The sequence below is a fragment of the Ensifer sp. Root954 genome (assembly GCF_001429005.1).
In the GTDB taxonomy this organism is placed as follows: Bacteria; Pseudomonadota; Alphaproteobacteria; order Rhizobiales; family Rhizobiaceae; genus Ensifer; species Ensifer adhaerens.
Window position 1 is genome coordinate 88,752 of sequence record NZ_LMJM01000012.1, and the last position, 26,229, is coordinate 114,980.

The 26,229-nt window shown below is 59.0% G+C and carries 22 protein-coding genes; 6 read left to right on the forward strand and 16 right to left on the reverse strand.

Annotated features, from left to right (window positions below; genetic code table 11):
• Nucleotides 1-67: 67 nt before the first annotated feature.
• The 3 genes from tnpB to ASE71_RS06805 all read right to left on the reverse strand — a co-directional run bounded on the left by tnpB (nucleotide 68) and on the right by ASE71_RS06805 (nucleotide 5,584).
• Nucleotides 68-418 (reverse strand): IS66 family insertion sequence element accessory protein TnpB, encoded by a 351-nt coding sequence (tnpB, locus tag ASE71_RS06795; protein WP_060520227.1) that lies wholly within the window; start codon nucleotides 416-418, stop codon nucleotides 68-70.
• On the reverse strand, nucleotides 415-804 hold the full coding sequence (gene tnpA, locus ASE71_RS06800; protein WP_060520228.1) for an IS66-like element accessory protein TnpA: 390 nt from the start codon (nucleotides 802-804) through the stop codon (nucleotides 415-417). The genes tnpB and tnpA overlap by 4 nt, the downstream gene beginning before the upstream one ends.
• Nucleotides 805-1,255: 451 nt before the next feature.
• Nucleotides 1,256-5,584 (reverse strand): PAS domain-containing protein, encoded by a 4,329-nt coding sequence (locus tag ASE71_RS06805; protein ID WP_060520229.1) that lies wholly within the window; start codon nucleotides 5,582-5,584, stop codon nucleotides 1,256-1,258.
• Nucleotides 5,585-7,102: 1,518 nt separating this feature from the next.
• On the opposite strand from ASE71_RS06805, the gene ASE71_RS34975 reads away from it, so the two are divergent.
• The gene (locus ASE71_RS34975; protein WP_413814628.1) at nucleotides 7,103-7,372 is read left to right on the forward strand and encodes a DUF892 family protein; all 270 of its coding nucleotides are present in this window, start codon (nucleotides 7,103-7,105) and stop codon (nucleotides 7,370-7,372) included.
• A 370-nt stretch (nucleotides 7,373-7,742) separates the two neighbouring features.
• Entirely contained in the window at nucleotides 7,743-8,042 is a 300-nt protein-coding gene (locus ASE71_RS06820; RefSeq protein ID WP_060634944.1) for a hypothetical protein, read from the forward strand.
• A 155-nt stretch (nucleotides 8,043-8,197) separates the two neighbouring features.
• On the opposite strand, the gene ASE71_RS06825 is transcribed toward ASE71_RS06820, so the two are convergent.
• The gene (locus ASE71_RS06825; protein ID WP_034800489.1) at nucleotides 8,198-9,304 is read right to left on the reverse strand and encodes an AI-2E family transporter; all 1,107 of its coding nucleotides are present in this window, start codon (nucleotides 9,302-9,304) and stop codon (nucleotides 8,198-8,200) included.
• 920 nt (nucleotides 9,305-10,224) lie between these two features.
• Between ASE71_RS06825 and ASE71_RS06830 the strand changes: the two genes are divergently transcribed.
• Complete coding sequence (locus ASE71_RS06830) at nucleotides 10,225-10,962, forward strand: NYN domain-containing protein (RefSeq protein WP_034800491.1); 738 nt, start codon at nucleotides 10,225-10,227, stop codon at nucleotides 10,960-10,962.
• Between the two features lie 234 nt (nucleotides 10,963-11,196).
• On the opposite strand, the gene ASE71_RS06835 is transcribed toward ASE71_RS06830, so the two are convergent.
• Nucleotides 11,197-11,457: a hypothetical protein gene (locus ASE71_RS06835; protein ID WP_060520234.1), complete on the reverse strand. Its 261-nt coding sequence runs from the start codon at nucleotides 11,455-11,457 to the stop codon at nucleotides 11,197-11,199.
• A gap of 831 nt (nucleotides 11,458-12,288) precedes the next feature.
• Between ASE71_RS06835 and ASE71_RS06840 the strand changes: the two genes are divergently transcribed.
• From ASE71_RS06840 to ASE71_RS06845, 3 genes are all read left to right on the forward strand, one after another.
• Nucleotides 12,289-12,630, forward strand: coding sequence for a hypothetical protein (locus tag ASE71_RS06840; RefSeq protein ID WP_029742644.1), 342 nt, complete (start codon nucleotides 12,289-12,291; stop codon nucleotides 12,628-12,630).
• A gap of 51 nt (nucleotides 12,631-12,681) precedes the next feature.
• Nucleotides 12,682-12,804 carry a hypothetical protein gene (locus ASE71_RS37355; protein WP_029742645.1) on the forward strand — a complete coding sequence of 41 codons (123 nt, stop codon included), beginning with the start codon at nucleotides 12,682-12,684 and terminating at the stop codon, nucleotides 12,802-12,804.
• A 164-nt stretch (nucleotides 12,805-12,968) separates the two neighbouring features.
• A complete protein-coding gene (locus ASE71_RS06845; RefSeq protein WP_060520235.1) occupies nucleotides 12,969-14,747 on the forward strand; it encodes an SLC13 family permease in 1,779 nt (592 codons plus the stop codon).
• Between the two features lie 611 nt (nucleotides 14,748-15,358).
• Here ASE71_RS06845 and ASE71_RS37495 read toward each other — a convergent pair.
• The 11 genes from ASE71_RS37495 to ASE71_RS06900 all read right to left on the reverse strand — a co-directional run bounded on the left by ASE71_RS37495 (nucleotide 15,359) and on the right by ASE71_RS06900 (nucleotide 26,034).
• Nucleotides 15,359-15,520 carry a Thivi_2564 family membrane protein gene (locus ASE71_RS37495; protein ID WP_089046019.1) on the reverse strand — a complete coding sequence of 54 codons (162 nt, stop codon included), beginning with the start codon at nucleotides 15,518-15,520 and terminating at the stop codon, nucleotides 15,359-15,361.
• Nucleotides 15,521-15,935: 415 nt separating this feature from the next.
• Nucleotides 15,936-17,714, reverse strand: coding sequence for a cation:proton antiporter (locus ASE71_RS06850; protein WP_060520236.1), 1,779 nt, complete (start codon nucleotides 17,712-17,714; stop codon nucleotides 15,936-15,938).
• A 178-nt stretch (nucleotides 17,715-17,892) separates the two neighbouring features.
• Nucleotides 17,893-18,402 carry a PTS sugar transporter subunit IIA gene (locus ASE71_RS06855; protein WP_060520237.1) on the reverse strand — a complete coding sequence of 170 codons (510 nt, stop codon included), beginning with the start codon at nucleotides 18,400-18,402 and terminating at the stop codon, nucleotides 17,893-17,895.
• A 378-nt stretch (nucleotides 18,403-18,780) separates the two neighbouring features.
• A complete protein-coding gene (locus ASE71_RS06865; protein ID WP_244495192.1) occupies nucleotides 18,781-19,389 on the reverse strand; it encodes a ferric reductase-like transmembrane domain-containing protein in 609 nt (202 codons plus the stop codon).
• Between the two features lie 10 nt (nucleotides 19,390-19,399).
• Nucleotides 19,400-19,888 (reverse strand): hypothetical protein, encoded by a 489-nt coding sequence (locus tag ASE71_RS06870; RefSeq protein WP_060520239.1) that lies wholly within the window; start codon nucleotides 19,886-19,888, stop codon nucleotides 19,400-19,402.
• 123 nt (nucleotides 19,889-20,011) lie between these two features.
• Nucleotides 20,012-20,926, reverse strand: a complete 915-nt coding sequence (locus ASE71_RS06875; RefSeq protein ID WP_060520240.1) for a DUF6929 family protein — start codon at nucleotides 20,924-20,926, stop codon at nucleotides 20,012-20,014.
• Between the two features lie 132 nt (nucleotides 20,927-21,058).
• Nucleotides 21,059-22,126, reverse strand: a complete 1,068-nt coding sequence (locus ASE71_RS06880) for a DUF2218 domain-containing protein (protein ID WP_060520241.1) — start codon at nucleotides 22,124-22,126, stop codon at nucleotides 21,059-21,061.
• Nucleotides 22,123-22,962 carry an ABC transporter ATP-binding protein gene (locus ASE71_RS06885; protein ID WP_060520242.1) on the reverse strand — a complete coding sequence of 280 codons (840 nt, stop codon included), beginning with the start codon at nucleotides 22,960-22,962 and terminating at the stop codon, nucleotides 22,123-22,125. Before ASE71_RS06885 ends, ASE71_RS06880 begins: the two co-directional genes overlap by 4 nt.
• A complete protein-coding gene (locus ASE71_RS06890; protein WP_060520243.1) occupies nucleotides 22,959-23,999 on the reverse strand; it encodes a FecCD family ABC transporter permease in 1,041 nt (346 codons plus the stop codon). Before ASE71_RS06890 ends, ASE71_RS06885 begins: the two co-directional genes overlap by 4 nt.
• On the reverse strand, nucleotides 23,996-25,042 hold the full coding sequence (locus ASE71_RS06895; protein ID WP_060520244.1) for a FecCD family ABC transporter permease: 1,047 nt from the start codon (nucleotides 25,040-25,042) through the stop codon (nucleotides 23,996-23,998). Before ASE71_RS06895 ends, ASE71_RS06890 begins: the two co-directional genes overlap by 4 nt.
• Nucleotides 25,039-26,034, reverse strand: coding sequence for an iron-siderophore ABC transporter substrate-binding protein (locus ASE71_RS06900; RefSeq protein ID WP_060520245.1), 996 nt, complete (start codon nucleotides 26,032-26,034; stop codon nucleotides 25,039-25,041). The genes ASE71_RS06895 and ASE71_RS06900 overlap by 4 nt, the downstream gene beginning before the upstream one ends.
• Nucleotides 26,035-26,229 lie beyond the last annotated feature (195 nt).

Here is a 26,229-nt window from a genome sequence, read left to right on the forward strand (position 1 = left end):
CCAAAACCTACCAAATCCCGGCTCGTTTTGCCTTCGGAATCTATGATGCTGAGTCATCGTGCCGCAGCTATTCGACAGTCTCCGGCGTTCTCGTCTTGACAGCATGAACCCGCCGCCAATCGAGGCCTGCAAACAGGGCTTCGAATTGGGCGTGGGTCAACGTCATCAGTCCATCCTTGATGCCGGGCCAGAAGGTGTGCTCTTCCAGCCTCTTGTAGGCCAGGACGATACCTGAGCCGTCCCAGTAGATCAGCTTCAGCCGGTCTGCCTTGCGCGACCGGAACACAAAGACTGTTCCGGTGAACGGGTCCTTGTGCAGCTCGTTCTTCACAAGCGCCGCCAATCCGTTATGACCCTTCCGGAAGTCGACCGGTTTGGTAGCCACCATGATCCGCACACGGCTCAATGGAAAGATCATATCGTGGCTGCCAAAGCACGCGCGATGGCAGCGATCCGGGCAGCAGACGCCCCTTCCTCAAGACGGATCGTGACCGGACCGACGACAATCTCTGCGCGGGAGACTGCTTTGGCAGTCGGCGGCTCCGGCGCGGGCGTCTCGATAACCATCGTCGCAAATTCGACTGTATCCTCCGGCGCAGGCAAAACCAGCTTGCCCTGCCGCGCCAGCGTGCGCCAGGACGACAGGTGGTTGGCCTTCAGACCGTGGCGTTCTGCGACTTCGTTCACCGTCACGCCCGGGCGCAAGCTCTCCGAGACGATCCGTGCCTTCATCTCGTCAGGCCATTGGCGATGAGCTTCACGTCTGCTCCGCCGCGTCGTGAGAACCTCCAACGTAGTCTCCATGGAGAAACTCCTTTGTCATCCATGGAACGTCGATCACAGATCAGGCGACGGCAGACAATGTGGGGCGAAAACAGCGGTTACGTAGTACCCCGGTTTTATGAAATAACATTCCTCACCTGCATGCGGCCTATTGCCGGCTAAGGCCGGGAAGATATGGACATTTCGGCGAAGCAACCCGGTCGTTGCTCCTGCACGTGCATGAGCGGATTTCAGCCAAGTCGCCGTGTCACGCTAAAAAGCCCGTTATTCCGGACGCGGCAGCGAAGCCGAATATCTTGCGGGCAAGATGGCGGCCGCCGGAAACGACGTATCTCTACCTAAGTTTATGTGGAGAAGGGCAAAATAGAGTTCCTTTTAGCTGCTAGATGCGTCGCGGCATTAAGCTGCGGCAAGCCACTACCTCATGTCCCATTTCAGTGAGAAGGTCCTCAAGGTTTAGAGAATGAGAACTTCATCCTCGACGATCAGAATCCGCCGCCCCTCCGCTCTGGCCACTTCGCCCTCCCAGGAAGTCTTCACCGGCGGGAATTGGTGCGACCATCGTGCACTCAAGGCCGGTGATCTCGTAGCCAACACGAACCTCTCCTCGCAGTTCCGAAGCCAGTGCCCGTTCAATCAGGAGTGACCCGAAACCCTTGCGTGTCGGCCGAGCGACCGGAGGTCCGCCGCTCTCCCGCCAGCTTAGGAAGAGCTGCCGTCCGGCGCCCTCGCCTTGGATTTTCCATGCGATCAGGACGCGGCCTTTTTCCGACGTAAGTGCACCATATTTTGCGGCATTCGTACTAAGTTCATGGAGCGCCATGGCAACCGCCAATGCCGCACTCGGCGAAAGCCGAATGCTCGGGCCTTCAATCTGGAAGCGGTTTTCTCCCCCGGCATGAGGCCTCACCGTATCGGCCACGATTTCACGCAGATCTGCGCTCTGCCAGCTCTCTCGCGTCAGAAGGTCGTGCGCCTTGGACAGATTGATCAGCCGCGACCCGAAAGCCTCCCGCGCTTCCTCCAGCGTCGATGCGTGCCCCAGTGTCTGCGCCGCGATAGATTGAATGACAGCCATCGTGTTCTTGACGCGATGGTTGAGCTCCCCCATCAGGGTTATGCGATGCTGATCGGCGCGCCGCCGTTCAGTCATGTCTCGTGCGATGGTCGAAGCGCCGATGACAACGCCCACGGCATTCCTGAGCGGTGAGATCGTCAACGAAACCCAGATCTCGCTTCCGTCCTTGCGCTGGCGCAACGTCTCGTAGTGCTGAATGTGCTCGCCCCTTCGGACACGCTCCAGGATATCCCGCTCCTCATCGTGGCGGTCCGGCGGAACCAGGGTCATTATCGATTGGCCGACAATCTCATCGGCCTCGTAGCCGAACAGCCGCTCTGCGCCGATGTTCCAGCTTTTGACGACGCCCTCCAGCGACTTGCTGATGATCGCGTCGTCTGACGAGGCGACGATGGCGGCCAGGCGTTGCGCCACCGCCTCGGCCTGCTTGCGTTCGGAGATGTCCACCAGCATGTTCACCGCCCCGGTGACCTCGCCGGAGGCGTCGCGCAAAGGGGTCGGATAGGCCAGGAAGGGTACGCGCACGCCGTCGGGTCGCTCAGCCGCGGCTTCGGCAGCGTGTATCGATCTTTTCTCCCTCAGGGCAATTGCCATGGGGCATTGGTCGTGCGGCAGGACCGTGCCATCCGGTCGATACAAACGCCAGGATCCGCACCACGCCGTGCCCAGATCCGGACTGCGTCCCCACAATTCAGCGGCAGCCGGATTGTAGGACGTGATCCGGCCTTCCGCATCAGTGGTGTAAACTGCGCCCGGCAGCGACCCGACAAGATCCCTCAGGCGCTGTTCACTGGTGCGAACAATGCTATCGGCCTCTCTGCGTTCGGTGACATCCTCGATGGCGAGCAGGATCAGTCCGTCTCGGCCGTCGCCTTCGGAGAGCTTGCGGGCATTGAGTATCATGCTGCGCCGGCCGATCTCGCGAAATTCGTGCTCGACCTCGTAGTCGGAAAGTTCCTGCTCCTTCGACAGCACCTCTTCAAGCAGCATCCGAAGGGCGGGAACGTCCCACTGCCCGTTGCCAAGCGCGTAGAGCAGCCTGCCCTCGGTGTCTTTCCGCAAAACCTTGAACAGATCGTAGAAGGCGGGATTGGCCGAGACCACCCGCAGCTCGGCGTCGAGAACGATCAGGGGCTGCCGCACCGTCCTGACGATCGCCTCGGCGTAGAGGCGCGCGTCGTCAACGGCCTCGGCGGCCGCCCTTCGTTCAGTGATATCGCTGAAAGTGATCACGATGCCGGCGATGCGGTTGTCGCGCGTCCGGTAAGGCAGGATACGACGGAGGTACCAGCGCCCGGTGTCCGCGCGAATTTCGGCCTCGATGGTCGTGAGTTTGCTGAGCACTGTCTGCGTATCATCGAGCAGGTTCTCGTCGGAGAACTTGCGCGCAAAGTGGGCGATTGGCCGACCGATGTCGGAAGTCACGAGGTTGAAAAGCTCCTTCATCGCCGGTGCGAACCAAGTGATTGCTAACTTCTCATCGAGAAACAGCGTTGCCGTTTCCGAGCCGGCCAGAAGGTTGTTCAGATCATTGGTGGAGCGCTCCAACTCGGAGATCTTGTGCTGAAGCTGGCTGTTGACGGTGTTCAGCTCCTCGTTGAAGGACTGTAGCTCTTCCTTGGAGGTTTCGAGCTCTTCGTTGGTGGACTGAAGTTCCTCGTTCATCGAGATCGCTTCCTCATTTGAAGCCTTCAGCTCCTCGTTGGCGGTCTCGAGGTGCTCGATGGTGTTGCGCAACTCGGCGCGCATCGAGATCAGTTCTTCCTGAAGTGCCCGCTCGCCGGACGTCGTTTCGAGCACGTCGTGGCCGGCTGGATCGCCGGACGCGGCAGGCGCTTCATCCGCCGTAAAGCTCACCAGAATCAGTTTGCCGCCCTGTGGCGAAGCCGGCAGCGGCATCACGGTCATGGCGACCCGCCGCGACGCTCCGTTCTGTCGCACCCGCGCATGAACCGTGGCGGTCCTGTCGCCCTTCGTGGCTTCTCGCAGCGCACCGCGTAGCTTGAGGCCCAATCCCTCCCGCGTCATGGCGAGCAGATCTCTGGTGGGCTCTCCCGAAGGCTGCTCCAGATAGTCGCCGGTCGACCCATGGAAATATAGAGCACGACCTTTCTGATCGATCAACACCGACGCAGGCGCGTAGCGCTCCAGCAGGGCCCGGCGCGCAGTCTCAGCCAGCCTCGCCGATTCCGCTGGCGTGGCGAGCGGCCCGCCCGCAGTTCCCGCGCCAACCGATCCGCGCAGAGGCCGATAGTCGATGAGATCGTGGCGGGTTGGTCCGGTGCGGGCATAAATGCGCCACTTCTTCGAGATGGTGTCGAAGAGCTCATCATGCCGTCCGATCGTCTCGGCATTGCCGAGGAACAGATGTCCGCCCGGACGAAGCGCGAAATGGTATTGCGCGATGACGCGCTGCTGTGCCTCCGGCTCCAGATAGATCAGGAAATTACGACAGGAAATGAGGTCGAGCCGAGAGAACGGCGGATCGCGAAGCACGTTGTGTGCTGCGAACACGACCGAGTCGCGGAGCTCCTTTCTGACCTGGAAGCAACCATCAAGCTTTTCGAAGAAACGGCAGATACGTTCTGGCGGAAAATCTGCGAGCGCGGATGCGGGATAAATGCCGTCACGCGCCTTGTGCAGATTCCCCTCCAGCGCGTCGGTGGCAAAGACTTTCAGATCGAACCGCTTTCCGGCGGCCTCCGCCTGCTCGGTTATTAGCATGGCGTTGGTATAGGCCTCTTCTCCCGTGGCACAGGCAGGAACCCAGATGCGGACCTCACTGCCGCTGTCGCGTTCTGCAACGAGTGGCGCGATTGCGAGGCTGGCGAGCGCCCTCCATGCTTCCGGATCTCGGAAGAACCCGGTCACGCTGATCATCAGGTCGGCCGCCAAGGCGGCCGCCTCGCCGGCGTCGGTCCGGAGATCTTTGACATAGTCCAAGGGTGTGTTGATGTTTCTCAGCCCCATGCGACGATGAATGCGCCGCCTCAGGGTGTTGCGCCTGTAGCTGCCGAAATCGTGCCCGTTTCGAGCGCGCACGACGTCCAGGATCTGTTCTATCGCCGCTTCGCCCGCCACGTGACCGGGCTCGACCCCGGCGGGATCGGAAACATAGCCATGCTTGAGATACGCAACCAGGATTGCTGGCATCGCCTCGGCAGCCAGCACATGGTCGGCAAGCCCAGCAGCGATCGCACTTCGCGGCATAGCATCGAATCTGGCAGTCTCGGGCGATTGCACCAGGCTCATCCCGCCTTCCGCCCGGATCTGCTTCAGGCCTTCCGTGCCGTCGCTTCCGGTCCCCGAAAGCACGATTGCAACTGAGCGCTCATGGCGTTCCGCCGCGATCGACGCAAACAGCACGTCGATCGGATGCCGCTTCCCGCGAGGCTCCGCTGGCCTTGATACTCTCAGCCGCTGGGATTCCAGCTCGAGATCCGTATCGGGGGCAATGACGTAGACGCTGTCGGGAGCGAGCGAAAGTGCGCCTTCGACCTGCACGACTGGCATTCTAGTGTGAGAGCCAAGAATGCGAGCCATCTCGCTTTTGCGCTTCGGATCGAGATGCAGCACTACGACGAAGGCACAGCCGCTGTTAACCGGCATGGCGTCAAAAAAGCTGCTCAGTGCCTCGATGCCGCCAGCTGACGCGCCGATGCCGACGACCGGAATGTCGGCGGCAGCAACAGAAGAGGTCGTCTTTCTTGCAAGCCTCCGCACCGCCGCAGGTCCTTTAAGACCGCTCTTTACAAATGATTGTCTTGGCACGGGACACCCTTTCAATGATGCGCCATTGCGCGTGAAGAGCTGAGAACGTGCGCCAAGTGGCGCCGCTTCATGAATATATCCCTCTGGGCAACCGCCGAGGCCATCAACTGATGGACGGCAAAAACGTCTTGGCCGCAAGATTTACGTGATCAATGACCTTCCTTGCGGCGTTCCTAATATGTTGCGCGCAACATGCGGGCGCGTAAAGTCGGCTGCACGCTCTCGATCGGCGCGTGTCGCAAAGTCGAAATTGCCGAAACGGATAAAGTTTCCGACAGAAGGGCGGCAGCTCGTTGTTGTCGTCCTGCGTCGTTGAAGACGACATATCAACTCACCCCCCGCTGTTTAATCCAGATGGCGCGTTCTCCAGCCTGACGTAGGCTGGTAGCACAGCGGCCAGGAGAGAGCTTTCGTTCGAAATGGATACTCGGAACTCGGACACCAGAAGCCGTGCGAGATGTTCAGCACGAGAACCGTTGCGTATCTGATACCTTGCGCAAACCGCCTCCGCCTCAGCAGGTCGATTTCCGCGACGGTCATCAAGTCGTTCCCATTCTCGCTGAATTCGGGCACCCGTCTCGCCTCCTCCTAGATCTGGAGAGGCCGATTGAGGATGTGAAGCACATCGGAGGCCAACTGTTGATCGAGACCGGTCATCGTCCAGGAGCCGATATGGGCCGGCACTCCCGTAAACACGTGGTAAATCGTCCAGGACCCGTCACCTTCCACACGCCTGCCGTATTGATAGAGTTTGCCCAAGTTATCGGGTGCCCGACCGTCTCGCTGCCAGCGCGCGATGACAATCTCATTTTTTCGATGGGTAGAATCCATTTGCGTCTATCTCTTGTCTTGGCGCATCTGATATTCCGGCGCCACCAAGCGCGATCAGACGCGCCAACTCGTCGGGTTCAATTGGAATCATTCGCTTGCCGGAGCGGTTCTCGACTGTCACGGGCCATTTGATGGCGGTGGCAACATCACGGCAAGCTAGGCAGTTATGCCATTCGATCGGCACCTATATCGTAGTCGCCCGCAACTATTGTCTCATCAACGCCCGGCAATCTGAACGGCCGGTCGAAATGGATTGTCCGGTTGATCGTTCAGTCGAACATGACATCTCCTCTCCATACCGGCATTTGTAGCCGGCACGCGATCTCGTTTGTGATGATGGTTGTGAGCCGATACCGCTGCATGGCGCAGCGCTACGACGCGACGATCTAAGGGGGAAATGGCGAGAGTTTCTGACGCGCGACAGGCCAAGCAGGCTTAAATCAATTTAACGAGCATGCGCGTCAATTGAGGTCAATTCAAGGTCAGCGTAGCCAACCGGGATGTGTGGAACATCCGCGAAGGTTCGTGTGCTTGAATCCCTCAAGAAAGGGGAGAACGTCATGAAGGCTGGCGAACTATTGAATTGGCCCGCGCGCTAAACCGGCGCACCGTCGGGTACCATGTGCGCTCCAACACGTGATGCGCGATGCCGCCGAGAGCAAGCACCTCAAAGACGCGTCTATCAAGCATCTCGCAGAGACAAAGGTCCATGTCGAGCGGCTGGACGACGTGTTCAGGATCACCGGCAAACAGCCTGAAAAGACGTGTGACGCGATCATGGGAAGGCGGCTCGATCCAGGAAGTGTATCAAGGCTCGCCCGCGCTCGACGCCGGACTGCTTGCAGCCGCACAGGCTGTCGAACACTACGAACGGCTCGCCGAGGACCTGGGCGCTGCAGCTGGGCATGAAAGACGCCAAGCTGCTTATGACGACGCTTGACGAAGAGCAGGCGACGGAGATCGCCCTGACCGCGACCGCCACCAAGGTCGTCAATCAGACCGCCGAAGAGCGGCCTGACGCAAACACCAGCCCGGCCTTATCCTTTTATCGAGCCGGGCAAAGGCTACGGTCTCAAGCTTCGCGTCGGGACCGGGACTCTAGCAAAGCTTCTCGGCTAAAGCCGGGGGTCCAGTCTGTCGTCTCCAACTCATGATATCAGACTGCGATCACGAAAGTGCTTCCCATATCTTTGCAGCGGGATCACAGTGATGGCAGGCAAACTCTTAAGCAGGCCTCAAGTTCGGTCTGCGGATATGCCTCCAACCAAAGGAGGACAAGATGTCTTCCAACGTAGCCTCCCATGTCCCCGTTCCCCTCGATATGCTCAAACGGGTGCTCGACACCGTCGGGATATTCGATGTCGGGAGTGCGTGGCACCGCGCGAAAAGACGAGCCGCAGCTCGATTGCTGATCTCGGCTTTTCAACGCGGCACTTGCTCCGAAGCAGCGCTCGTCACCATTCTGATGAGCCAGATCGAAATGCTCTCGCCACCTTTCCCGTGTGAAGATGTCGACCGCTGGGAAAACGAAGGTGGCGGCGTACAGCCTGATCTCGCAGCGCCGGAGACAGTCCATTGATCGGATGGGGCACCAATTGCCGTTTTCTTCTGCATTGCTCACTTTGGTGCCGGTAGCCGCTATCTCCTCGACAGGCAAAGCATGAGGTCACTGCCAGGCCATTGCTATCGCCGGGCCGCCGGTGAGAAGAGCCCAGCCAGATTTACAACGTTTGCTCAGTTCTCTGAGTTGGTTGCCAAATCCACGGGCAAGCCGGAGGCTGCTTGGGCCCGTCCCTCGATCTCGGCTGCCACCCACTCGAGAAACAGATTGTACGCGACCGCCAATAATGTGGGTCCAAGAAAGAGGCCAATCAACCCAAAGGCGAGCACCCCGCCAACGAGTCCAAACAAGCTGAGCAACACCGGCAGATTGGTGTTTTGGTTGAGCAGGTACGGCCGCAGGAAATTGTCGATGCTGCTGACAAGAAGAAAACCCCACAAGCCGACGAAAATCGCCCAGCCCATGGAACCTTGTAGCAGAAGCCAAAGCCCCACCGGCACCCACAGAAACGGTGGACCACCCGGCACGAATGACAGCGCAAAAGTTAGGCAACCCAACAATACGGGCTGGGGCACACCGGCGATCCAGAAGCCCGTACCGGCAAGCAAGCCCTGCGCAAGCGCGGTTCCGATCATCCCATAGACGACCCCCTTTACGGTCGCACCGATGACCGTCAGCAGCCTCTTGGACCGCGGGCCAGCAACGCGCTCGCTGATCTGGCGCATGAAGCCGATCATGCGACGACCATGCAGAAAAAGAAAGAAGGTGATGAATATGCTGAGGGCAAGTTCAATCAGGACGCCGCCGAGGGCCGCTCCGCCTGAAAGCGCGATATCCGTGATTGGGCCTGTTAATTTCTTGAGCTCAGCTATGAACGCTGGAGCATCGTGAGCGAGGTTCTCCCAGTAGGCGGCGACGCCTTCGCCGATGATGGGTAGACCGTTGACCCAGTTGGGTGGCGCCGAAGGCCCTTCCTCCAGGACCTGCGTAATCGCTTCTGCCAGGTTCTCTATGTCGTCCACGAGCGCGGTCACAAGGAACGCAAGCGGTGCTGCCAAAGCAAAGACCACCACCATCGTCATTATCGCCGCGGCAGCGGCACGGTATCCTCCGACGGCACGTTCGCATTGGCGGTAGAGAGGCCACGTCGAAAAACAGATAACCGCAGCCCATAGCAAGGCCGACAGGAAGGGCCAAAGGACCAGCGCGCAGCCGACAAATAGAAGTGTAAGCGCACCGAGAGCGAGTACAGAGCCTATCCAGCTGCGAAGATCTAACATTACCGATCCGCCTCCTCTGGACCGATCGCCGTTTTGCCAGAAAGCGGGGCGACGTCTCGCATGGCAAGTCGCATTGGACGGACACTGCGGAAACGCTGAAACCTGGCAGCGGTCAGAGGTTCAGAACGAGTAGCTCCGACGAGCGTTGCTGAAACACTCTCGGAGTTAGGGATGCGCGTGACCGCGATAAGAGGAACTGACCCATAAGGCTGCGATCCGGTCACGATGGGCCTCAAAGGGATCGCTTCGAGAAATCCGATCAGTCCAGGATAGGGGAGTGCCCGCCCGTGCCGAACGGCTCAATACCAGCGACCGCGACCGTACCAGCCGCCGCCCAGCAAGAGAACAACGAGAACGATGATGAGTAGTGTGGTGATATCCATCGGGGCCTCTTGGGAGTACCTGGTTATCGTCGATCAGGATGATTGACGATGCTATTTCCTGCCGTACTCCAACGTAGGATGTAACGCGCCAAATGCGCGTTCGTTCCGGCGCCAGCGGTGGGCGACGGTAAACCCGCTCGCCATTGTTCAGAGCTGTTTATTTGGCGCGACGCCAGACGCCGTTGACCATCGCCCATGACGTTTCCCGACTTCTCTTAGCGGCTTGCCGCCATGGGCCCTCTGTCAAGCCGCACAATCATCTTCAGATGACCTTTCGCATCTCCAAAGGACCAGCAATCTCCAATTGCCGGACTACGCCTCCATAAATGTAAGCGTGATCACCCTTGGGGCGGGGTATATCAGTTTCGCCAGGCGGCTATCTCAGGGATCTGATCGGCAAAGCGCGGCGGGGGAATTCTCCCTCGGCCCGATGCTGATGGCGTTGATGCGGGTGAAAAAGAGTGCTGGCTGGAAAGCCGGATAGTGCTATGGCGAACCGGCTGCTAAGCTTTGATGATTGGACGAGAGGAGCAAAGCATGCCGTTCGAGCCTCGATCACCACGCCTGGCGGTCCTTATCGACGCTGACAATACCTCGGCAAAGATCGCCGACGGGTTGTTCGAAGAGGTGGCAAAGATCGGGGAAGCGAGTGTCCGCCGCATTTACGGCGATTTCTCGGGCACGCGTTCCAAGGCCTGGGCGGATGTGCTCGCGAAACACGCGATCATTCCCCAGCAGCAGTTCGCCTACACCACCGGCAAGAACGCTTCAGATATCACGCTCGTGATCGACGCCATGGACCTGCTGCATAGTGGTCGTTTTGATGGCTTCTGCCTCGTTTCGTCCGATAGCGATTTCACGCGTTTGGCCGCCCGTATTCGCGAGCAGGGCATCGACGTTTTTGGCTTTGGCGAACAAAAGACTCCGGAGAGCTTCCGGCAGGCCTGCCGCCGATTCATCTACACTGAGAACCTGCTCGCAGACGCAGGGAAAGACGAACAGGATACCGCATCAGCCGCAAAGTCCTTGCAACCGGTGAGCGCCGCCGTGCCGTTGATAAAAAAAGTTCTTGCCCAAGAAGAAACCGAGGAGGGTTGGGTAAACCTCGGTACTGTTGGCAAGCAACTGCTCAACTTGGCACCAGACTTTGATCCGCGTACCTTCGGGTTTCGAAAGCTCAGCGACCTCATCCGAAAGACAAACAAGTTCGAGGTCCAGCATGCGGAGGGCCGGCCCGTCAGCATTCGCCTGAAGCAAGGTACCAAGGCACAGTAAAGATTGCAGGCATACGCCCTCCAACATACTCGCATCGGACGACATAGTCAGCCGTTGACGTCGCCGGGTTCAGAGCTCCGGTAACGCCTGGGAGTGCAACCGGCGGTATCGGCTCCGCAGCGGGCTCTGAGCATGGAATAGCGATCTCCGAACGTAGTAGGGCTTCGGCCCATGGAATGCTGGGCAGACGCCGGGCCGCAGCGCCTCCTATCAACACACGCTGCGAATGTTTCTTCACGGGCGGAGGCGACTGCCGGCCAGCTTGGGGCTATTGAGAATACGCAGCGCTCGCGCTGCATTTTTAGGGCTGAGCCCTTCCATCTTCCAGGTGCCTATTTCTGCGGTCTTTCCCGTGAAGAGGTGATAAATCGAATAGGTTCCGTCTCCGTCGAAACGGCGACCATACTGACCGAGCTGTTCAGACCTGTTCGGCGCCCCCCCTTCGGATTCCCATTCGCTGATGACGAACGCGTGTTCTTCGTGTTTGCTTTTCATTGCGGCAGCCGATGTACCACGACTGGCGACACTGCTCTGCTATCGGCCGCCATGCCCTGTTCATCGGCTGCGGATTGTCTTTCGTTGCTCTCTTGCTCGTGGCCGAGTTCATCATTGCGGATGCGATACCGAGGCGAGATGTACCTGAAGCGGATTTGGCGATGTGGATCGTTTCCGCCGCACGGGGTGAAATATTTGCGCGATCTCTATGGCCCACTGACAGACCGGTCGGGATCGATGGTGACACTTTAACGTTGCCGATACGGTTAGGGTGACGGCAAGATTGCGGCTATTCGCCAGGTGCCACTATCTCGCCGAGGTCTAGCATCCAAAATGGTCGGTCGAAATGGACTTTCGATGTTTCGTCCGGGCAACACGCTGCCCTCCTTTTCTGCGGCATACGTGGGCGAGATTCAGCCGGGATCGGGCCGTTTGGCGTCAATCACTGCGCAGCGCGCCGGAGGTGAATATGCGAAATCGAGATCGATAAGTTTGGTAAAGCAAAAAGCCAATCTTGCGCCAAAAGCAATCAAAACTCTCTATGCCTTGAATACGTCTTTACTTTGTTTTCTAATTGCTAATCTGTTTTATCGAAAAATACGTCCAGACTCTATAAATATACGAGCACTGATAAATCGAGATGCGTTCGTTTTCGGCTCAAATTTATGCACGATAATTATTTGAAACGTACTTTTTAATGAACAATTGAATTGGTTGTTTACATTAAATCTTTTAAAGCGCACTGTAGTAAATCTGGATTGCCATTGGCTCCTGGTCGGAGCGCGGGCCCGCAACGATCCCGATAATCACCTGATTAAAGGGAATTAATCCATGACCTTCGGACAAATCCTTGAACATGCAAAACCCTACGCCATTGGTTTGGTGGTCGGGCTTTTCTTCAGCCCAATCATCGGCTTCAATGCGGGATGGCTCACCACTACGACTGCCAGCAATCTGGCGGCAGAAACGGCCAGAGTGGACGCCTTTGCCGGCATCTGTTCAGACACCGCTGGACGAATGGCTACTGCCACCAGCACGGATCTCGCAACGCTTCAGGGCTACGCCAATCGTGCGAAGCGTGACGAACTCGTAGCGAGCATTATGGCCAACATCCAAGTTCCAGCTGACGTCGTCAGCAAGGTCAGCACGAGTTGCAGTCGCGCACTATCGTGAAGCGCGGTAACGCGGCTCGTTGGGAATCTCGACGAAACATAGGAGATCGTTATGAAAAACCTCATTCCCGCCCGCTTCTCTACGTACGACTTCACGCGCCTGTTGGTATCGCTTGCGTTTACGCTGGCGATTGCAGTGATTGTCTATTCGGTCCTCTTCGGAAGCATCCTGTAGTCGCCTGATCATGCGTGCATCCGGGCTACGAGGCTGGAAAACGTCCTGGATGGACGTTCGGGGTGCCGCGCCTTTGAAAAAAGCTGGTAAGCAATCCAGACATTAGCTCTTTCAGGCGAGTAAAATGGGCCCGGCATTGGGAAGAGTTGGTCGGGACTTTATCCATGACACAGGCTCAGGCTTTCGCCTTCGCCATTCTGATCGGCCTGATGGTCGCTTTCATTTGGGGACGGCTCCGCTACGACCTCATTGCGGTTCTCGCATTGCTTGCCGCAGTTTTCACCGGGATAGTGCCCCACAAGGCAGCGTTTTCCGGCTTCGGCGACGACATTGTCATCATTGTAGCCAGCGCGCTGGTCGTCAGCGCCGCGATTGAGCGAAGTGGCGTGATAGAGGCACTCCTCCATCGGGCGGCGCCAAGCGTGACCTCTGTCCAGGGTCAGGTTGTCATTCTCGTGACGACTGTCTCGGTTCTCTCCATCTTCATCAAGAACATCGGCGCTTTGGCGATGATGATCCCAGTCGCATTCCAGATGGCGCGCCGGTCGAAAGCCTCCCCGTCGTCTTTTCTCATGCCTATGGCGTTCGCTTCCTTGCTTGGCGGTCTCACGACTCTCATCGGAACATCGCCAAACATCGTCGTCTCCCGGATGCGCGAGGAACTGACGGGCCGCCCTTTCAACATGTTCGATTTCACCCCCGTCGGCATAGGGCTTGCCGCAGCGGGCGTGATCTTTCTGGCGTTTGGTTACCGGCTGCTTCCAAAGGAGCGCAAGGCGGCCGCGACAATGGAGAAGGCGCTGAACATTAACGACTACATGACAGAGGCCCGCATTACTGCGACTTCGTCCGTCATCGGCAAGTCGATCCGTCACCTGTCGATCTTGTTGGACGAGGAGGTTCTGGTCACTGGCCTCATTCGCAATCGGGTCGAACCGCTGATGCCCCTGCCGGAGGTCATTCTCCATCAAGGCGATATCGTTCTGTTGGAAGGAGACCCTCAGGCGCTCGAACGGGGCATCAGTCGTGCGCGTTTGGAACTTGAGGGGCACGACCGCCCGACGGAAGCAAAGGGAGCCGATGAGGAGATTGCCGGAATTGAAGCAGTGATCGGCCCGAAATCAGTCTTGATCGGGCAAACCGCCAAACGTTTGGCGCTGCATGATCGCTTCAATATCAATCTACTCGCGGTAAGCCGAAGCAGCGAACGATTCACTGATCGATTGCGCGACATCGTGTTAAGACCAGGCGACGTTCTCGTTTTGAAGGGCGATCTCGTGCTTCTCCCGACCAGGTTGATGGAACTCGGACTTCTTCCGTTGGTCGGACGCGAAATCCGCTTGGGGAACCCCCGAAAAGGCCTGATGCCGGTGGTGGTCCTGGCTGGTGCCATGATGCTAACGGCATTCGGCCTGCTGCCCGTCTCCACGGCCTTCTTTACGGCTGCCGTGCTGACGGTAATGCTCGGTTCACTTTCGCTTCGGGAAGCTTACGAGGCTGTCGATTGGCCCATACTGATAATGTTGGGCGCTCTCATTCCGGTCAGCGAGTCGATCCGTGTGACCGGTGGTGCCGACCTAATCGCCGGCGGCCTCGCTCAACTTGCTGCCACGTTGCCTCCCTATGGGGCCCTTGCAATGATCATGGTGGTCGCAATGGCCGCAACACCGTTCCTGAACAATGCAGCCACCGTTCTCGTCGTCGCGCCGATCGCTGTCACCCTTGCTCAGCGCCTTGGCTACAATCCGGACGCCTTTTTGATGGCAGTCGCGGTGGGGGCGGCTTGTGATTTTCTTACGCCTGTTGGGCACCAGTGCAACACCTTGGTGTTGGGACCCGGCGGTTATCGTTTCAGCGACTATTGGAAGTTGGGGCTGCCGCTCTCGTTCATTGTGGTCGTGCTGGGCGTGCCTCTGATCCTGTGGTTTTGGCCGCCCCTTTAGCGCAAGCGTTGTTTCAATTCCATTTTCAGGTTCACCGTGGTGGCACCTAAGGTCTGCCGGTGGCACGGGAGACGAGCACCTCAGACGCGGAATTATTATTCCGCTTTTCAAGTTAAGCCGAATGTATGCGGTCTTACTCCCGCACTCGAGGGGTGGCTGTTCGAACATCGCGTAGACGGGGTGCTACTATGCCCGGCCGCGTCTCTCGCGAGTTGAGGGCAGGCAATCGCCGACCCAGACAATAGAACGCGGAGCGGCGCCGATGGAGCGAGCTACGACAACTGCCAGGAGATATCAGCCAGTTCAGCGCCAGGATACCCAGGGCTGCAGAGATGACGGAAGCGCTGGGAATGCCGAGCTTGACGGAATCAGAAGCTCGGCAGGAACAGAGCCATGGTGAAGTCGAACCCGGCGAGGAGGCTTCCGGCAGCCAACAGCGTCCATAATAGCTCGTCTGGACAGGCCCCAAAAACGCAGTTTCACGGCGCGGGCGGCAACCTTCACAATAGAGTCTCGATAACACCGGCTTCAATTTCGTTGCAAAGGCGGGCAGTGAGCAACTCCTGGCCGAACCGTCGTCTGGATCGAGTAATGGCAAGCTAGTGCAATGATCAGAATACGTCCAGAGAGCTGAGCAATAGAATTATGCCGACGACTACAACAACGATCTGGGCCATCTGCTTCATCGTCGAGTCAATCGGAAGTTTTTGCACAAGATACAGCACCAAGGGGATGATAAGGGCCGTGACCAGGACGCTAATTATGATGGACATGCCCAGGTTTCCTTCGAAGGAACCGCCTGCCGGCAGCGCAACACCGATCATGCGCCGATAAAAAGAGAACGTCAGCGATGCTCTTAGTATCTAGGCCCACAGTCTAAATAGTCTTACGTAGATTGATATCGGCATACATCAGAGGAAGCACATGGTTTCAACGCACTCGAAACTTTCGAGCGGCAGAAACCCGAACCTTAACCTTATTGATGCCACGTAAGCTACAATCGCGAAGGTTTGTTTTCGCTAGCAGCTTTAATATAGATCGATGATCGAAAAGGGGTCAAGTAATACCAAATTGATACACGCCGCCTGACGATAAGCCGACTTCGACAATTTTTATCCCTACGTGTGAGATACCCGCTCTTCCATGGCAGCCCCGGAACATTTCCCCGTGCTTTGGAGTGATTTCGTATCACGTCAATTTTCGCGGTCGGATGGCATGCCGTTCCCTGCCAGAACTGTCCTCTGGCTGTAGCATCCTGCGAAACTCATCCCGACGTTCATGAATGGAGGCTATCACTGGCCCCATGGGAATGCCGATGCCAACGAGCACCGCCTGCGACAACTGGAGGCTGGCTTCGATGGTTTCTGGCACCGCATCTGTCACTTTGAGCTCGTATAATTCAGTTGCGTGCACCGCATCTCGTGCGCGCGCGACAATAGTGAGATCCGCCCGCTCGGATCTTGCAGAAGAGACGATAGACGCCACTGCCTCGGCATCGTCCAAGGTCACAACAAGCGCGCGAGCACTCTGGATTCCGCAGCGTCGAAGCAACTCGGTTCGGGTGGCGTCGCCATAATAGATCGTGGTGCCGCGCCCTCGCTCCTTGCCGACAAGCACGGGATCGGCGTCGACCGCCAGGAACTTCAACCCATGTCGCGTGAGCATCTCAGCGACCAGTTGCCCGACACGTCCATATCCAACCACGATCACACGCTCCAAGCCGTCGTCATGCTCAGGCGTTAATCCTGCAAACGAAGGATCGACCGCACCGGCAGGTGCCCGGTCGCGGTCTAGCAGTCGCACCAGCAAGGGAACGCCGATCATCGTTAAGGTTGCCGCAACCGTGGCAGTGGCGGCAACGGCACCAGGGACCACATTGCCGGCCACAGCAGCACCGATAAGGATCAATGCGAACTCGCCACCAGGTCCCAATACAAGCGCGACCTCGCCGGCATTGCGGGTCGTTAGTCCTGATAGGCGCGCGATGGGAAAAAGGGTGAGAGCCTTTGTGGCAAAAAGGCCGATGGCGACGCCAAGGGTGACGACAGGGTTGGCAATGATCTCGGATAGATCCAGGCGAGCTCCCACGGAGACGAAGAAAAGCCCAAGCAAAAGCCCCTGGAACGGTTGGATGGTAACCTCGACCTGACGACGATACTCGGTTTCAGCGAGCAAGAGACCCGCAACGAAAGCACCCAGCGCCATCGACTGACCACTGAGGGCTGTGATTAGACCGGAGCCAACTACGACCAACAGGCATGCAGCGACGAACAATTCGTTACTTTTTGTCGTTGCGACCATCTTGAACAAAGGGCGCAGAATGAGGCGACCGAGGCCCGCCATCGCGAAAAGCGCTACAACGGCTGGCGCCAGAGCATACAACAGGCCGGCACCGAGCCCCGTCCCCCCACGTGTGCCCAAAATCGTCACCATGAACAAAAGAGGCGCCACCGCGAGATCCTGGAAGAGCAGTACGGCGAAACTGGCCCGTCCAACCGTCGTGTTCAGCAGTCTGCGCTCAACAAGCGACGGTATGATGATCGCCGTCGACGACATGGCGAGCGCACTGCCCAGCACCACCGCTGAAGCCGGTGTCTGGCCCAGCAAGCCCGCAATCGCAGCGAGGATGCCTGTCGCGGTGAGAACCTGCAAGCCACCCAATCCGAAGACGAGTTTGCGCATGAGCAGAAGACGGCTCCACGACAGCTCGAGCGCGATCATAAAAAGAAGGAACGCCACGCCGAACTCCGCAAGATGCGCGATCTGCCCAGCGTCAGTGATAGAGATTGCCGAGAGCCACGGCCAATCTCCAACGAGCGCTCCAAGACCGAAGGGACCAAGCAGGATGCCGGCTGCGAGAAAACCAAAAACCGGGCTCACTTTCAATCGCCCAAACAGTGGTACAATGACGCCGGCCGTCGTCAGAAAAAGCAGAAGCTCTTTGTAATTTTCTGGTCCTGGTGTCATCGATAGCTCACACCCCTTGGCTCAGAGTGACGGGCTCATACAAGCCGACTTGCATCTCTTTCCTCCACTGAAGGATCCTACTCTCATTTTCAGAGGGATGTCCCCAGTGTGGTATCCAAGACTGGCGCTGCGACAGCTCCGTGCCCAGACGAATGGTTTCGTGACGTTAGCAGGTCATCTACCGCACGAGCGGGCCGTATGAGGCCGTAACAGAGCTTTGTGCATTTAGAGCAGCTTTAGAAGCGCTCGCCGAAATCACGATTAAGGCCTCTGCTTCAGATCGTACCCCTCGTAGGGCGCCCAACAGCTTCCTTGAGCGAAAGACACGACAAAGCTTGGAGAGGAATTGCAAGAAGCCGTCATGTTGGCCGTGGGGCCATATCACCGCGAGCAATATATCGACTGGTTCGTCGTCAGGTGCGTTGAACTCGATCGGTTCGCGCAGGGTAACAAGGACTTTGGTCGGAGCTACCAAACCCGGAATAAACGCGTGCGGCAAGGCAAAGCCTTGCCCGAAACCCGTGGAACCAAGAGCTTCCCGTTCAAGCAGGCCATCTAAAATGACATCGGGTGGGACGCGCGTGCGCTGCGCCAGGTGAGATGAAATAGCTTGGAGAGCCGCCCGCCCGCCCCTCGCCGGCACGCCGAGCATCAAGTCATCTTCAAAGCGGAGGTCTTTACCATTCATCTTTTCTTCACCGCTTCTCTCTTGCCGGGCAAAGATCGGGCTGGTTTCATTCCCTATGGCCCAAAATTGAACTGGTGCCTCGTCCCTCCGATTTCAAGCTATGGCGCTGCATTCGATCGGGAACCAGCAAACCAGAACACACTAGCACACCGCGGCCGACACTTCGGTTGGTCGGTCGGCATCAGGTGTTTATTCGTCCCCCAGCGCTCAACGCCATTGCAATGGCCGCCATTTCAACCCGCAGCTTGTCCATGCGCCGCGGCAAGCCTTCCAACACAAAGTCGCACTCGCTTGCCACGACAGCAATCGTCCGCGATAAGCGCTTCCCAAGTCCGACGACACGAGCATTCGATCCTACGACGTCCGGATTCCAGATGCTCATTTCTTGCCTAGAGCATGCCGTTTTGCGCGCCGCCCGGAGGCTGCCACCGCGGCCAAGGTTGCGGCAATCGCCAGAGCGCAAAGCACGGCCTTCGATGTCGTCTCCATCGTGCCCTCGACCAAGAGAGCGTGGACGGCGCCGCCAAAAACGACGACGCTGACGAGGCTCTTATGACCCACCCGCCAGACATGCGCCGAGAAGCGACGCCGGAGCGCAGCGAGCAATGCGGCGGCGAAAAGTGCCCACATGGCGCCGACACCGAAGACAGAAAACGGTGTCGGCGAGCGCAACAGCAGCGCGTCAACTATATCGGGTGGACTAGTGATCCACAGGCCCACGACGTGAACGACAACCGCCGCGATCAGGATGACGCCCACCGCGCGGTGGGCCCGCTGTCCGCGCAGCAAGTGGAGGCCGGGAAGCCAGCCGCCCGCGAGCAGCGGCTGCACCAGCGCGAGGCAGAGCGCCACCACGCCGGCAAAGCTGGCCGCGATATAGACCGGGTCGCGCGAGGCCAGATATTCGCTCGTCGCGGCAAAAGTCATCGGCATGATGATCGCAAACGCCAGGCCGGTCCAGATCAGCAGAGCGCGGGCCAAGTGCAACAAAGCGAGCTCAGGCCGGCTGCAAGACGAAATGTGCCTCGAGGCTGGTGTTCTTCGGACTAGATAGCAAAGGCCGAAGAAAAACGGTCTCGTACTCGCCGCTGTCATAGGTGAGGTGCGCATGTGCCTGGCCGAGCGCCGGCACGATCTGCGGCATTTCAAGCCGGAACGCGCCGTTGGCGTCGGTCAGCGTCGCGCCGTGACTGTGCCAGTCGCGTTCGCTGCCTTCGGTGGTATGCGCCCAAATTTGGATGCGCTGGCCCGCCAGAGGGGCGCCGTCGCCGGCCCGGCGCACCGTGCCCGACATCCAGAAGCCGCCGCCCCCGATGCGCTCGACGATCGGAGCACCGGGCATGTAGTTGTTGGCTCCCCCGCGCATCGAGGGGGTCGCGGCAAGCCCCGCGGCACGGGCAGGCAACTTGAGGCTTGCAAGCCCTGCCACAGCAAAGGCAGCGCCAGCGGCAAGCAAGGTTCGGCGCTCGAAACGGATGCCAGACATTCCGATCTCCTTCCCGAATTCGATGATGAACGGAGTGGAAAGTTAGCGCCTTTTCGGTCGCCGACCAATCGAGGCGGCGAACAAATGAGGGCACGGTTTCGTGATGGCGAGAGCGTCAGCCAACTAGCGGGCGATCTGTGTTGAAAACAGGCTCGCAGGGATTTCGGGGTTGTCAGCATCGGTCACAAGAAGAAGTTCCACAGCCCCGTCGCCCTCGGTGGCATGTATGCCCTCTATCTTGTGCGGGTATTCGAGTAGATCAAAGGCAACAAGGATGCCTCGTTCGTCGACAATTCCAATGCCCGCACCAAGGCACGGACCGTCAAGATAGGCATTCTCCGTATTCTCAGCCACGGCACTGAAGACCATGTCTCCATTGGACAAGGCTGCCGCATCCGTAAAACCGAAGGGCGTTCCCTGGATGGCGCCCAGATCGAAGCGATCGACCGCTGAGGGCCCCAGCGGATCAACTTGATCGTTCGAAAGCGCGTTGAGCACCGCACGCAGCGGGTAGCGAGCGATGGCATTGTCATTGCGGCGCTTGTTGCCGCGCTGAAGCAAGAGAAGTTCTTCACCGACAACCACTGCGCCTTCGATGTTGAGCTCGCCAAATTCCCCCGCGAGCGGATCGAGAATGAATGAGAGATCAACGTTTTTGGGAGGTGTGGAGATGGCGCCCTGCGCATCGAGACCGAGCAGAACGCCTTTTTTACGATTGGGCCGCGATCCAGAACCGATCGCAAAGAGCGCCCCATACGAAAGGTCGCAGAAAGGCGGGAGAAAGGTCAGCGCTTCCAAATCAGGCTTGCGTTTCTTGCGGTCGCCCTTCGTCTCGGGCAGTTCGCCGTCAAACAGACGGATCAAGCGACCTCGACCTGAGCCAGCAACCGGAAACACTCCAAGGTGAAGTTCGTCGTCCGCGATCACATAAAGCGCCGTACCCAGGCATTGCAGCCCGCTTGCAGCACTTAGGTGCAAGGAACGGGAAGCCGAGCCCACATCGATGTCGAGATCGCGCACCTTCTCAAGCTTGATCACGGCCGATAGCTCCTTCGAAACGACCTTGCGTGTCTGTTCTCAAGCTGCAGGCGGCGCCTAGTGGAGTGGTTCCGTTACCAGTCGCGCCGGAGATCCTTCGCCCGCGGAAAGAACAGGGTCCCCATCAGTACGTCATGCGTTGTTCACATCGCGTTCCCAGTACCAGGCAACATACATCATCCTGCGATCATGTTTCCGCGCTTTGAGAAATGTCTTGATCGTTCGTACATCCGTCTTTTCGCAGGCAACCCAGACAAACGTCTCGTCGTTGGCCCCCTCAATTGCTGCTTTCGCCTCGGACACGAGAACATCGGCGGCGCCGTTCGGGTAGCTCGCCCGGTGCAACCATTGCACATTGAGCACGCCATCGGTTTGAAGCGGCTGCTCTTCCGCCTTGTCCTCAACCTCGATGATAGCACGCAAGTTGGTTCCAGGAGGAGCCTCCGCCGCAATCCTCGCTATAGCTGGCAGCGCGCTCTCGTCCCCGATCAGCAAATTCGACCGCGCCTCCGGCAGTCCGCCTGCGCCCGGGCCAAGCAGGGCGGCGACATCACCAGGTCTTGCGTCGCGGGCAAAATCCGCACCTGGTGTCGATACGCCGGGAGCTGGGTGTTGCAGGAAATCGATCCACAACTCGCCCCGATCGCAATCGACGGCGCGGATGGTATAGACCCGGACAAGCAGCGCGTTCTCACCCTCCGGCCAAGCGATACGGCCGTCTTCCCGGAAGCCGGGCCAGACCGGCGGTTTGCCCTTCGGCGGCACCAACAGGCGGACGTGCATGTCGCCATGCACGAAAGGCGTCACATTGGTGCAGGAAAAAATCACGCGACGCATATGCGGCGTGACATCGTGTGCGGAAACGACGGTCACCTCGTGGAGGTTCGGAAGCGCCGACAGAGAAGTTGGCTCCGACCAGGTCAATTCGAACGGCTGGTCTTCGGCAAAATAGAAAAGATGTTCCGCCAGGATCGTGCGGCTCATGTGCAGCGTTTCGCGCGTCGGGCAGTCGAGCTCGATCTGCAGCTGTGCGTTTTCAATCCTGATGCGGGCGACGCCGAGCTTGCTTCGCAATACCACAAGGTCGTCTTTCCGTTCGACCTCGGCATGCTCGACAAAATGCTCACAGATCTCCTCGAGCATGTCGGCCGGACTGACGGGGACGGCTATACCGGACAGCTTGAAATTAGCCGCGTTCATGCGCTCTCCTTTTGTGATGCATCACCCATGCCGCCGATGGCGGACATCCGGTGTCGCCCGATCGGTAGCATGATCGGCCGCCCTGAAGTCGGGTCACTGATGACGCGGTTTTCGAGCCCGAAAACCTGCCGTACGGTCTCTTCTGTGAGCACATCTTCCGGCGTGCCCGAAACATGCACACGCCCACCAGCGATCGCCACGAGATGGTCGGCATAGCGGGCAGCAAGGTTGAGATCGTGCAGCACCATGACGACCGTCGTCCCACGTGTACCGTTGAGATCGGTCAGAAGATCGAGCACTTCGATCTGATGGTTGATGTCGAGAAAGGTCGTCGGTTCATCGAGTAGCAGGATGTCGGTCTGCTGTGCGAGGGCCATCGCAATCCAGACGCGCTGCCTCTGGCCGCCTGAGAGCTCGTCGATCGGCCGTTCGGCAAGATCAATTGTCTTTGTTACCGCAAGTGCACTGTCGACCGCCTCGTCGTCCCGTCGCGTCCATCGAGAAAACAGGCTTTGATGCGGATGCCGTCCCCTGCTGACGAGGTCGGCCACGGTGATACCCTCCGGGGCGATCGGCGATTGCGGCAGAAGTCCCAGCGTGCGGGCGAGCTCGCGCGACGGCGTCCGGTGGATGGACTTGCCGTCAAGCAGAACCTGGCCTTCGCTGGGCGCGATCAATCGCGAGAGCGTGCGAAGAAATGTGGACTTGCCACAGGCATTGGCGCCAACGATCACCGTGATCTTACCCGGGGGAATGGCGAGGTCGAGCTCGCGCAGGATTTCGGTGTTGTCGTAGCCGGCCGTCAATCCGCTGGCGACGAGCAGATGATCGGTCATAATGACCCTCCGATCCGATTGATGCGAACGATGAGGTAAAGGAGGTAAGGCGCTCCAAGTGCTCCGGTTACGACCCCAACTGGGTAGCGGCCCGGCAGAAGGTGCTGACCGACATAGTCGGCCATAAGCACCAGAACGGCGCCCGTCAGCGCAGACGGTATCAGCAGCGAGCCGTCGTTTCGTACGATCCGGCCGGCGATCGGTCCCGACAGGAACGCGACGAAAGCAATGGGCCCCGTCGCGGCGGTCGCCGACGCGATCAGGCCGACCGCAGCTACAATCACCAGCATCCGCGTCCGAGACACCCTCGTTCCAAGGGCGGCCGCTATTTCGTCGCCAAGGCGCAGCGTCTCAAGATCGCGACCGCTAACGAGCAGTAGCCCGCCGAAGAAGAGGAGGGCGAGCAGGAGCGGCAGCGCCTGGCCGAGCTGAGCCCCGTTGACGCTGCCGGTCAGCCAACGCATCGCTTCCTGCAAGTTCCAGGCCGGTGCTGACTGCAAAATGTAGGCGATGACACTTTGAAGCATGGCGGAGACGCCAATACCGACGAGGATCAGCCGGGTACCGGCGACGCCGTGCTTGAAGGAAAGGCCGTAGACGAGCAGAGCAACCCCGAGGCCCGCGACAACGGCGATGACCGAGACCATCGGTCCGTTCACCGACAGGACGACAATGGCGAAAACGGCAGCCGCCCCCGCCCCGGAACTGATCCCAATGATATCCGGGCTAGCGAGCGGATTGCGTAACATGACCTGAAACGCAACGCCGCCCAGTCCGAAGCACAAGCCTGCAAGAACCGACATCACCGCGCGCGGCAACCTCAGTTGTCCCACCGTGAAGGATACGCCAGGAACCGCTTCCCCCATCAACACCCGCAAGACATCGCCCGGCGGTGTGATGGATTGCCCAACCGACAAGGTGACGGTGAAGATCGCTACGACCAGGGCCAGCAACACGGCAAGAATGAACGCATGCCTGCGCACGCGCTTGCGACGGTGTGCGATGACGACATCGGGGGTGGACGAGGAAGTTGTCACAGTTCCCTCACGCGCTGGCGCCGGACGATCCAGATGAAGAAAGGCGCACCGATCAGCGCGGTGACGATGCCGACGTCGATCTCCGAGGGGCGCGCGACGGTGCGCCCGACAACATCCGCAGCAAGCAAGAGGCACGCGCCTGCAAGCGCCGAAAAAGGCAGCAGCCATCGATGGTCGACGCCGATCAGCATGCGGCAGGCATGCGGCACGACCAGGCCGAGAAAGCCGATCGGCCCGCACACGGCGGTCGTGGCGCCACACAGAAGGATGGCGCCGATGGAGGCGACGGCGCGTGCGGTTGCAACGCTTTCACCAAGGCCGGTTGCAAGCTCGTCGCCGAGCGCAAGAGAGTTGAGTTTTCTGGCCGACAACAGGCTGATCAGGAAACCTGTGAACAGAAACGGCAAGACGGGAAGGATGCGCTCGTAAGTCGCACCACCGACACCACCAATCTGCCAGGAATGAACACCGCCCGCGATATCGCCACGGGGCAAAACGATGGCGATAAGCAAGGACGAGAACGCGATCGACGTGGCCGCACCCGCGAGCGCCATCTTGAGAGGTGTTGCGCCGCCCCTGCCGAGCGAACCTATGGTGTAGACGAAGATCGCGGCGGACCCGGCACCCAGGATCGCCACCCAGATATACGCATAGAGCGACGACATCCCGAACCACGCGACGCCGACGACGACAGCAAGAGACGCGCCCATGTTGACCCCGAGGATGCCAGGGTCGGCAAGCGGATTGCGGGTCACGCCTTGCATGATCGCTCCGGCCAGGCCGAGGGCACCGCCGGCCAACAGTGCCAGCAAGGTCCGAGGGATGCGCAAGGCGACTGATGCACGACCGATATTGTCTTGCGCTCCGGCCAGCGCCGCGAGGATATCTCCCCACCCGACATAGCGCGTACCGACCGTGACAGAGGCGACAAGCAAGAGGATGAGGAGCGCGAAAAGCGCTGCCAGCCAAAGACTTCGCATGCGGTTGGAACGGGAAACCGGCGACCAACGCCGGTCCGATATCTTGACGATCCCTGCCTTCATTTCGCCTTCTTGGCTGCCTCGCTCAGCAGCTTCACGTAGTCCTTCAGGACCCAACTGATCGACAGAGGCGTGGGATTGGCGGCATTGCCGACCGCGTTGTTGCCGAGCATCACGATCGAATCTCGTGCAACGGCAGGCATGTGCAGCATCAGCGCGTTGGCTTTCAAAGCATCGAATAGCATTCCGTCGCCGTAGGTCACGAGAATATCGACATCGTCGAAGGCATCGATCTCTTCGGCGCTCACCGAACCTGAGAACTTACCAGGCTGCGACGCCTGCACCACGCTTTTCGGCGACGCGAGCCCAAGATCTGCGAAGAACCGGACGCGCGTATCGTTGGTCGTGTAAAAATTGACGGTGCTGAGGTCCCAGGAGCTCAGATGCGTGATGAACATCGCCGTTTTGCCCTTGAGTTCCGGATGACCGCCAAGCGTTTGGGCAATGTCTGCTTCAATGCTGGCGATCAGCGCTTGCCCTTCAGCAGCCATGCCGAGCCCCGCGCTGTTTAACCGGATCGTCTCGCGCCAGTCGGTTGACCAGGGAGCCTCCGGATAAGCGATGACAGGTGCAATCTGGCTCAAGGTGTCATAGTCCGCCTGGCTAAGACCGGAATAGGCCGCCAAGATCACGTCCGGTCGCGTGGCGGCGACCGCCTCGAAATCGATGCCATCGCCCTCATCGAAAAGCACCGGTTTTTCAGCCTTGAGCTCGTCCAGCCGTGCGGCCACCCATGGCAGAATGCCATCACCGTCATCGTCACCGAAGTTGGCCCGCGCCATGCCGACCGGAACGATGCCAAGAGCCAGCGGTACTTCGTGGTTCGCCCAGGCAACGGTTGCGACCCGCTCCGGCTTCTTTTCCAGGACGGTCGTGCCGAAGGCGTGCTTAATCGTGATGGGATAAGTCGCGCTCTCGGCAGCGAACGCAAGGTCGTGCCTGCCGGGCCAGCAAAGGGCGATCATCGCCAACACGGCGAAACGAACTAGCTTCATCGCCCCACTCCATCCGATATTAAAAGTTGACCCCAAGTCTCAGCTTAATTACCCGACGTCAACGTCAAAGCAGCCGATCTTCTGAAAGTGCGCGGAGATTCCCGGAGGATCGTACAAAACCAGGGAAATATACAATACTGGACAAAAGCGCTCCAGTTAATAGCGGCAATGTGGGACAACGACTTCAAGACGGGG

Excerpts from the sequence above, each read along its gene's own strand:
- tnpB (WP_060520227.1), bottom strand. The coding sequence starts at position 418 with ATGATCTTTCCATTGAGCCGTGTGCGGATCATGGTGGCTACCAAACCG.
- tnpA (WP_060520228.1), bottom strand. The coding sequence starts at position 804 with ATGGAGACTACGTTGGAGGTTCTCACGACGCGGCGGAGCAGACGTGAA.
- ASE71_RS34975 (WP_413814628.1), top strand. The coding sequence starts at position 7,103 with ATGCGCGATGCCGCCGAGAGCAAGCACCTCAAAGACGCGTCTATCAAG.
- ASE71_RS06820 (WP_060634944.1), top strand. The coding sequence starts at position 7,743 with ATGTCTTCCAACGTAGCCTCCCATGTCCCCGTTCCCCTCGATATGCTC.
- ASE71_RS06825 (WP_034800489.1), bottom strand. The coding sequence starts at position 9,304 with ATGTTAGATCTTCGCAGCTGGATAGGCTCTGTACTCGCTCTCGGTGCG.
- ASE71_RS06830 (WP_034800491.1), top strand. The coding sequence starts at position 10,225 with ATGCCGTTCGAGCCTCGATCACCACGCCTGGCGGTCCTTATCGACGCT.
- ASE71_RS06835 (WP_060520234.1), bottom strand. The coding sequence starts at position 11,457 with ATGAAAAGCAAACACGAAGAACACGCGTTCGTCATCAGCGAATGGGAA.
- ASE71_RS06840 (WP_029742644.1), top strand. The coding sequence starts at position 12,289 with ATGACCTTCGGACAAATCCTTGAACATGCAAAACCCTACGCCATTGGT.
- ASE71_RS37355 (WP_029742645.1), top strand. The coding sequence starts at position 12,682 with ATGAAAAACCTCATTCCCGCCCGCTTCTCTACGTACGACTTCACGCGC.
- ASE71_RS06845 (WP_060520235.1), top strand. The coding sequence starts at position 12,969 with ATGACACAGGCTCAGGCTTTCGCCTTCGCCATTCTGATCGGCCTGATG.
- ASE71_RS37495 (WP_089046019.1), bottom strand. The coding sequence starts at position 15,520 with ATGTCCATCATAATTAGCGTCCTGGTCACGGCCCTTATCATCCCCTTG.
- ASE71_RS06850 (WP_060520236.1), bottom strand. The coding sequence starts at position 17,714 with ATGACACCAGGACCAGAAAATTACAAAGAGCTTCTGCTTTTTCTGACG.
- ASE71_RS06855 (WP_060520237.1), bottom strand. The coding sequence starts at position 18,402 with ATGAATGGTAAAGACCTCCGCTTTGAAGATGACTTGATGCTCGGCGTG.
- ASE71_RS06870 (WP_060520239.1), bottom strand. The coding sequence starts at position 19,888 with ATGTCTGGCATCCGTTTCGAGCGCCGAACCTTGCTTGCCGCTGGCGCT.
- ASE71_RS06880 (WP_060520241.1), bottom strand. The coding sequence starts at position 22,126 with ATGAACGCGGCTAATTTCAAGCTGTCCGGTATAGCCGTCCCCGTCAGT.
- ASE71_RS06885 (WP_060520242.1), bottom strand. The coding sequence starts at position 22,962 with ATGACCGATCATCTGCTCGTCGCCAGCGGATTGACGGCCGGCTACGAC.
- ASE71_RS06895 (WP_060520244.1), bottom strand. The coding sequence starts at position 25,042 with ATGAAGGCAGGGATCGTCAAGATATCGGACCGGCGTTGGTCGCCGGTT.
- ASE71_RS06900 (WP_060520245.1), bottom strand. The coding sequence starts at position 26,034 with ATGAAGCTAGTTCGTTTCGCCGTGTTGGCGATGATCGCCCTTTGCTGG.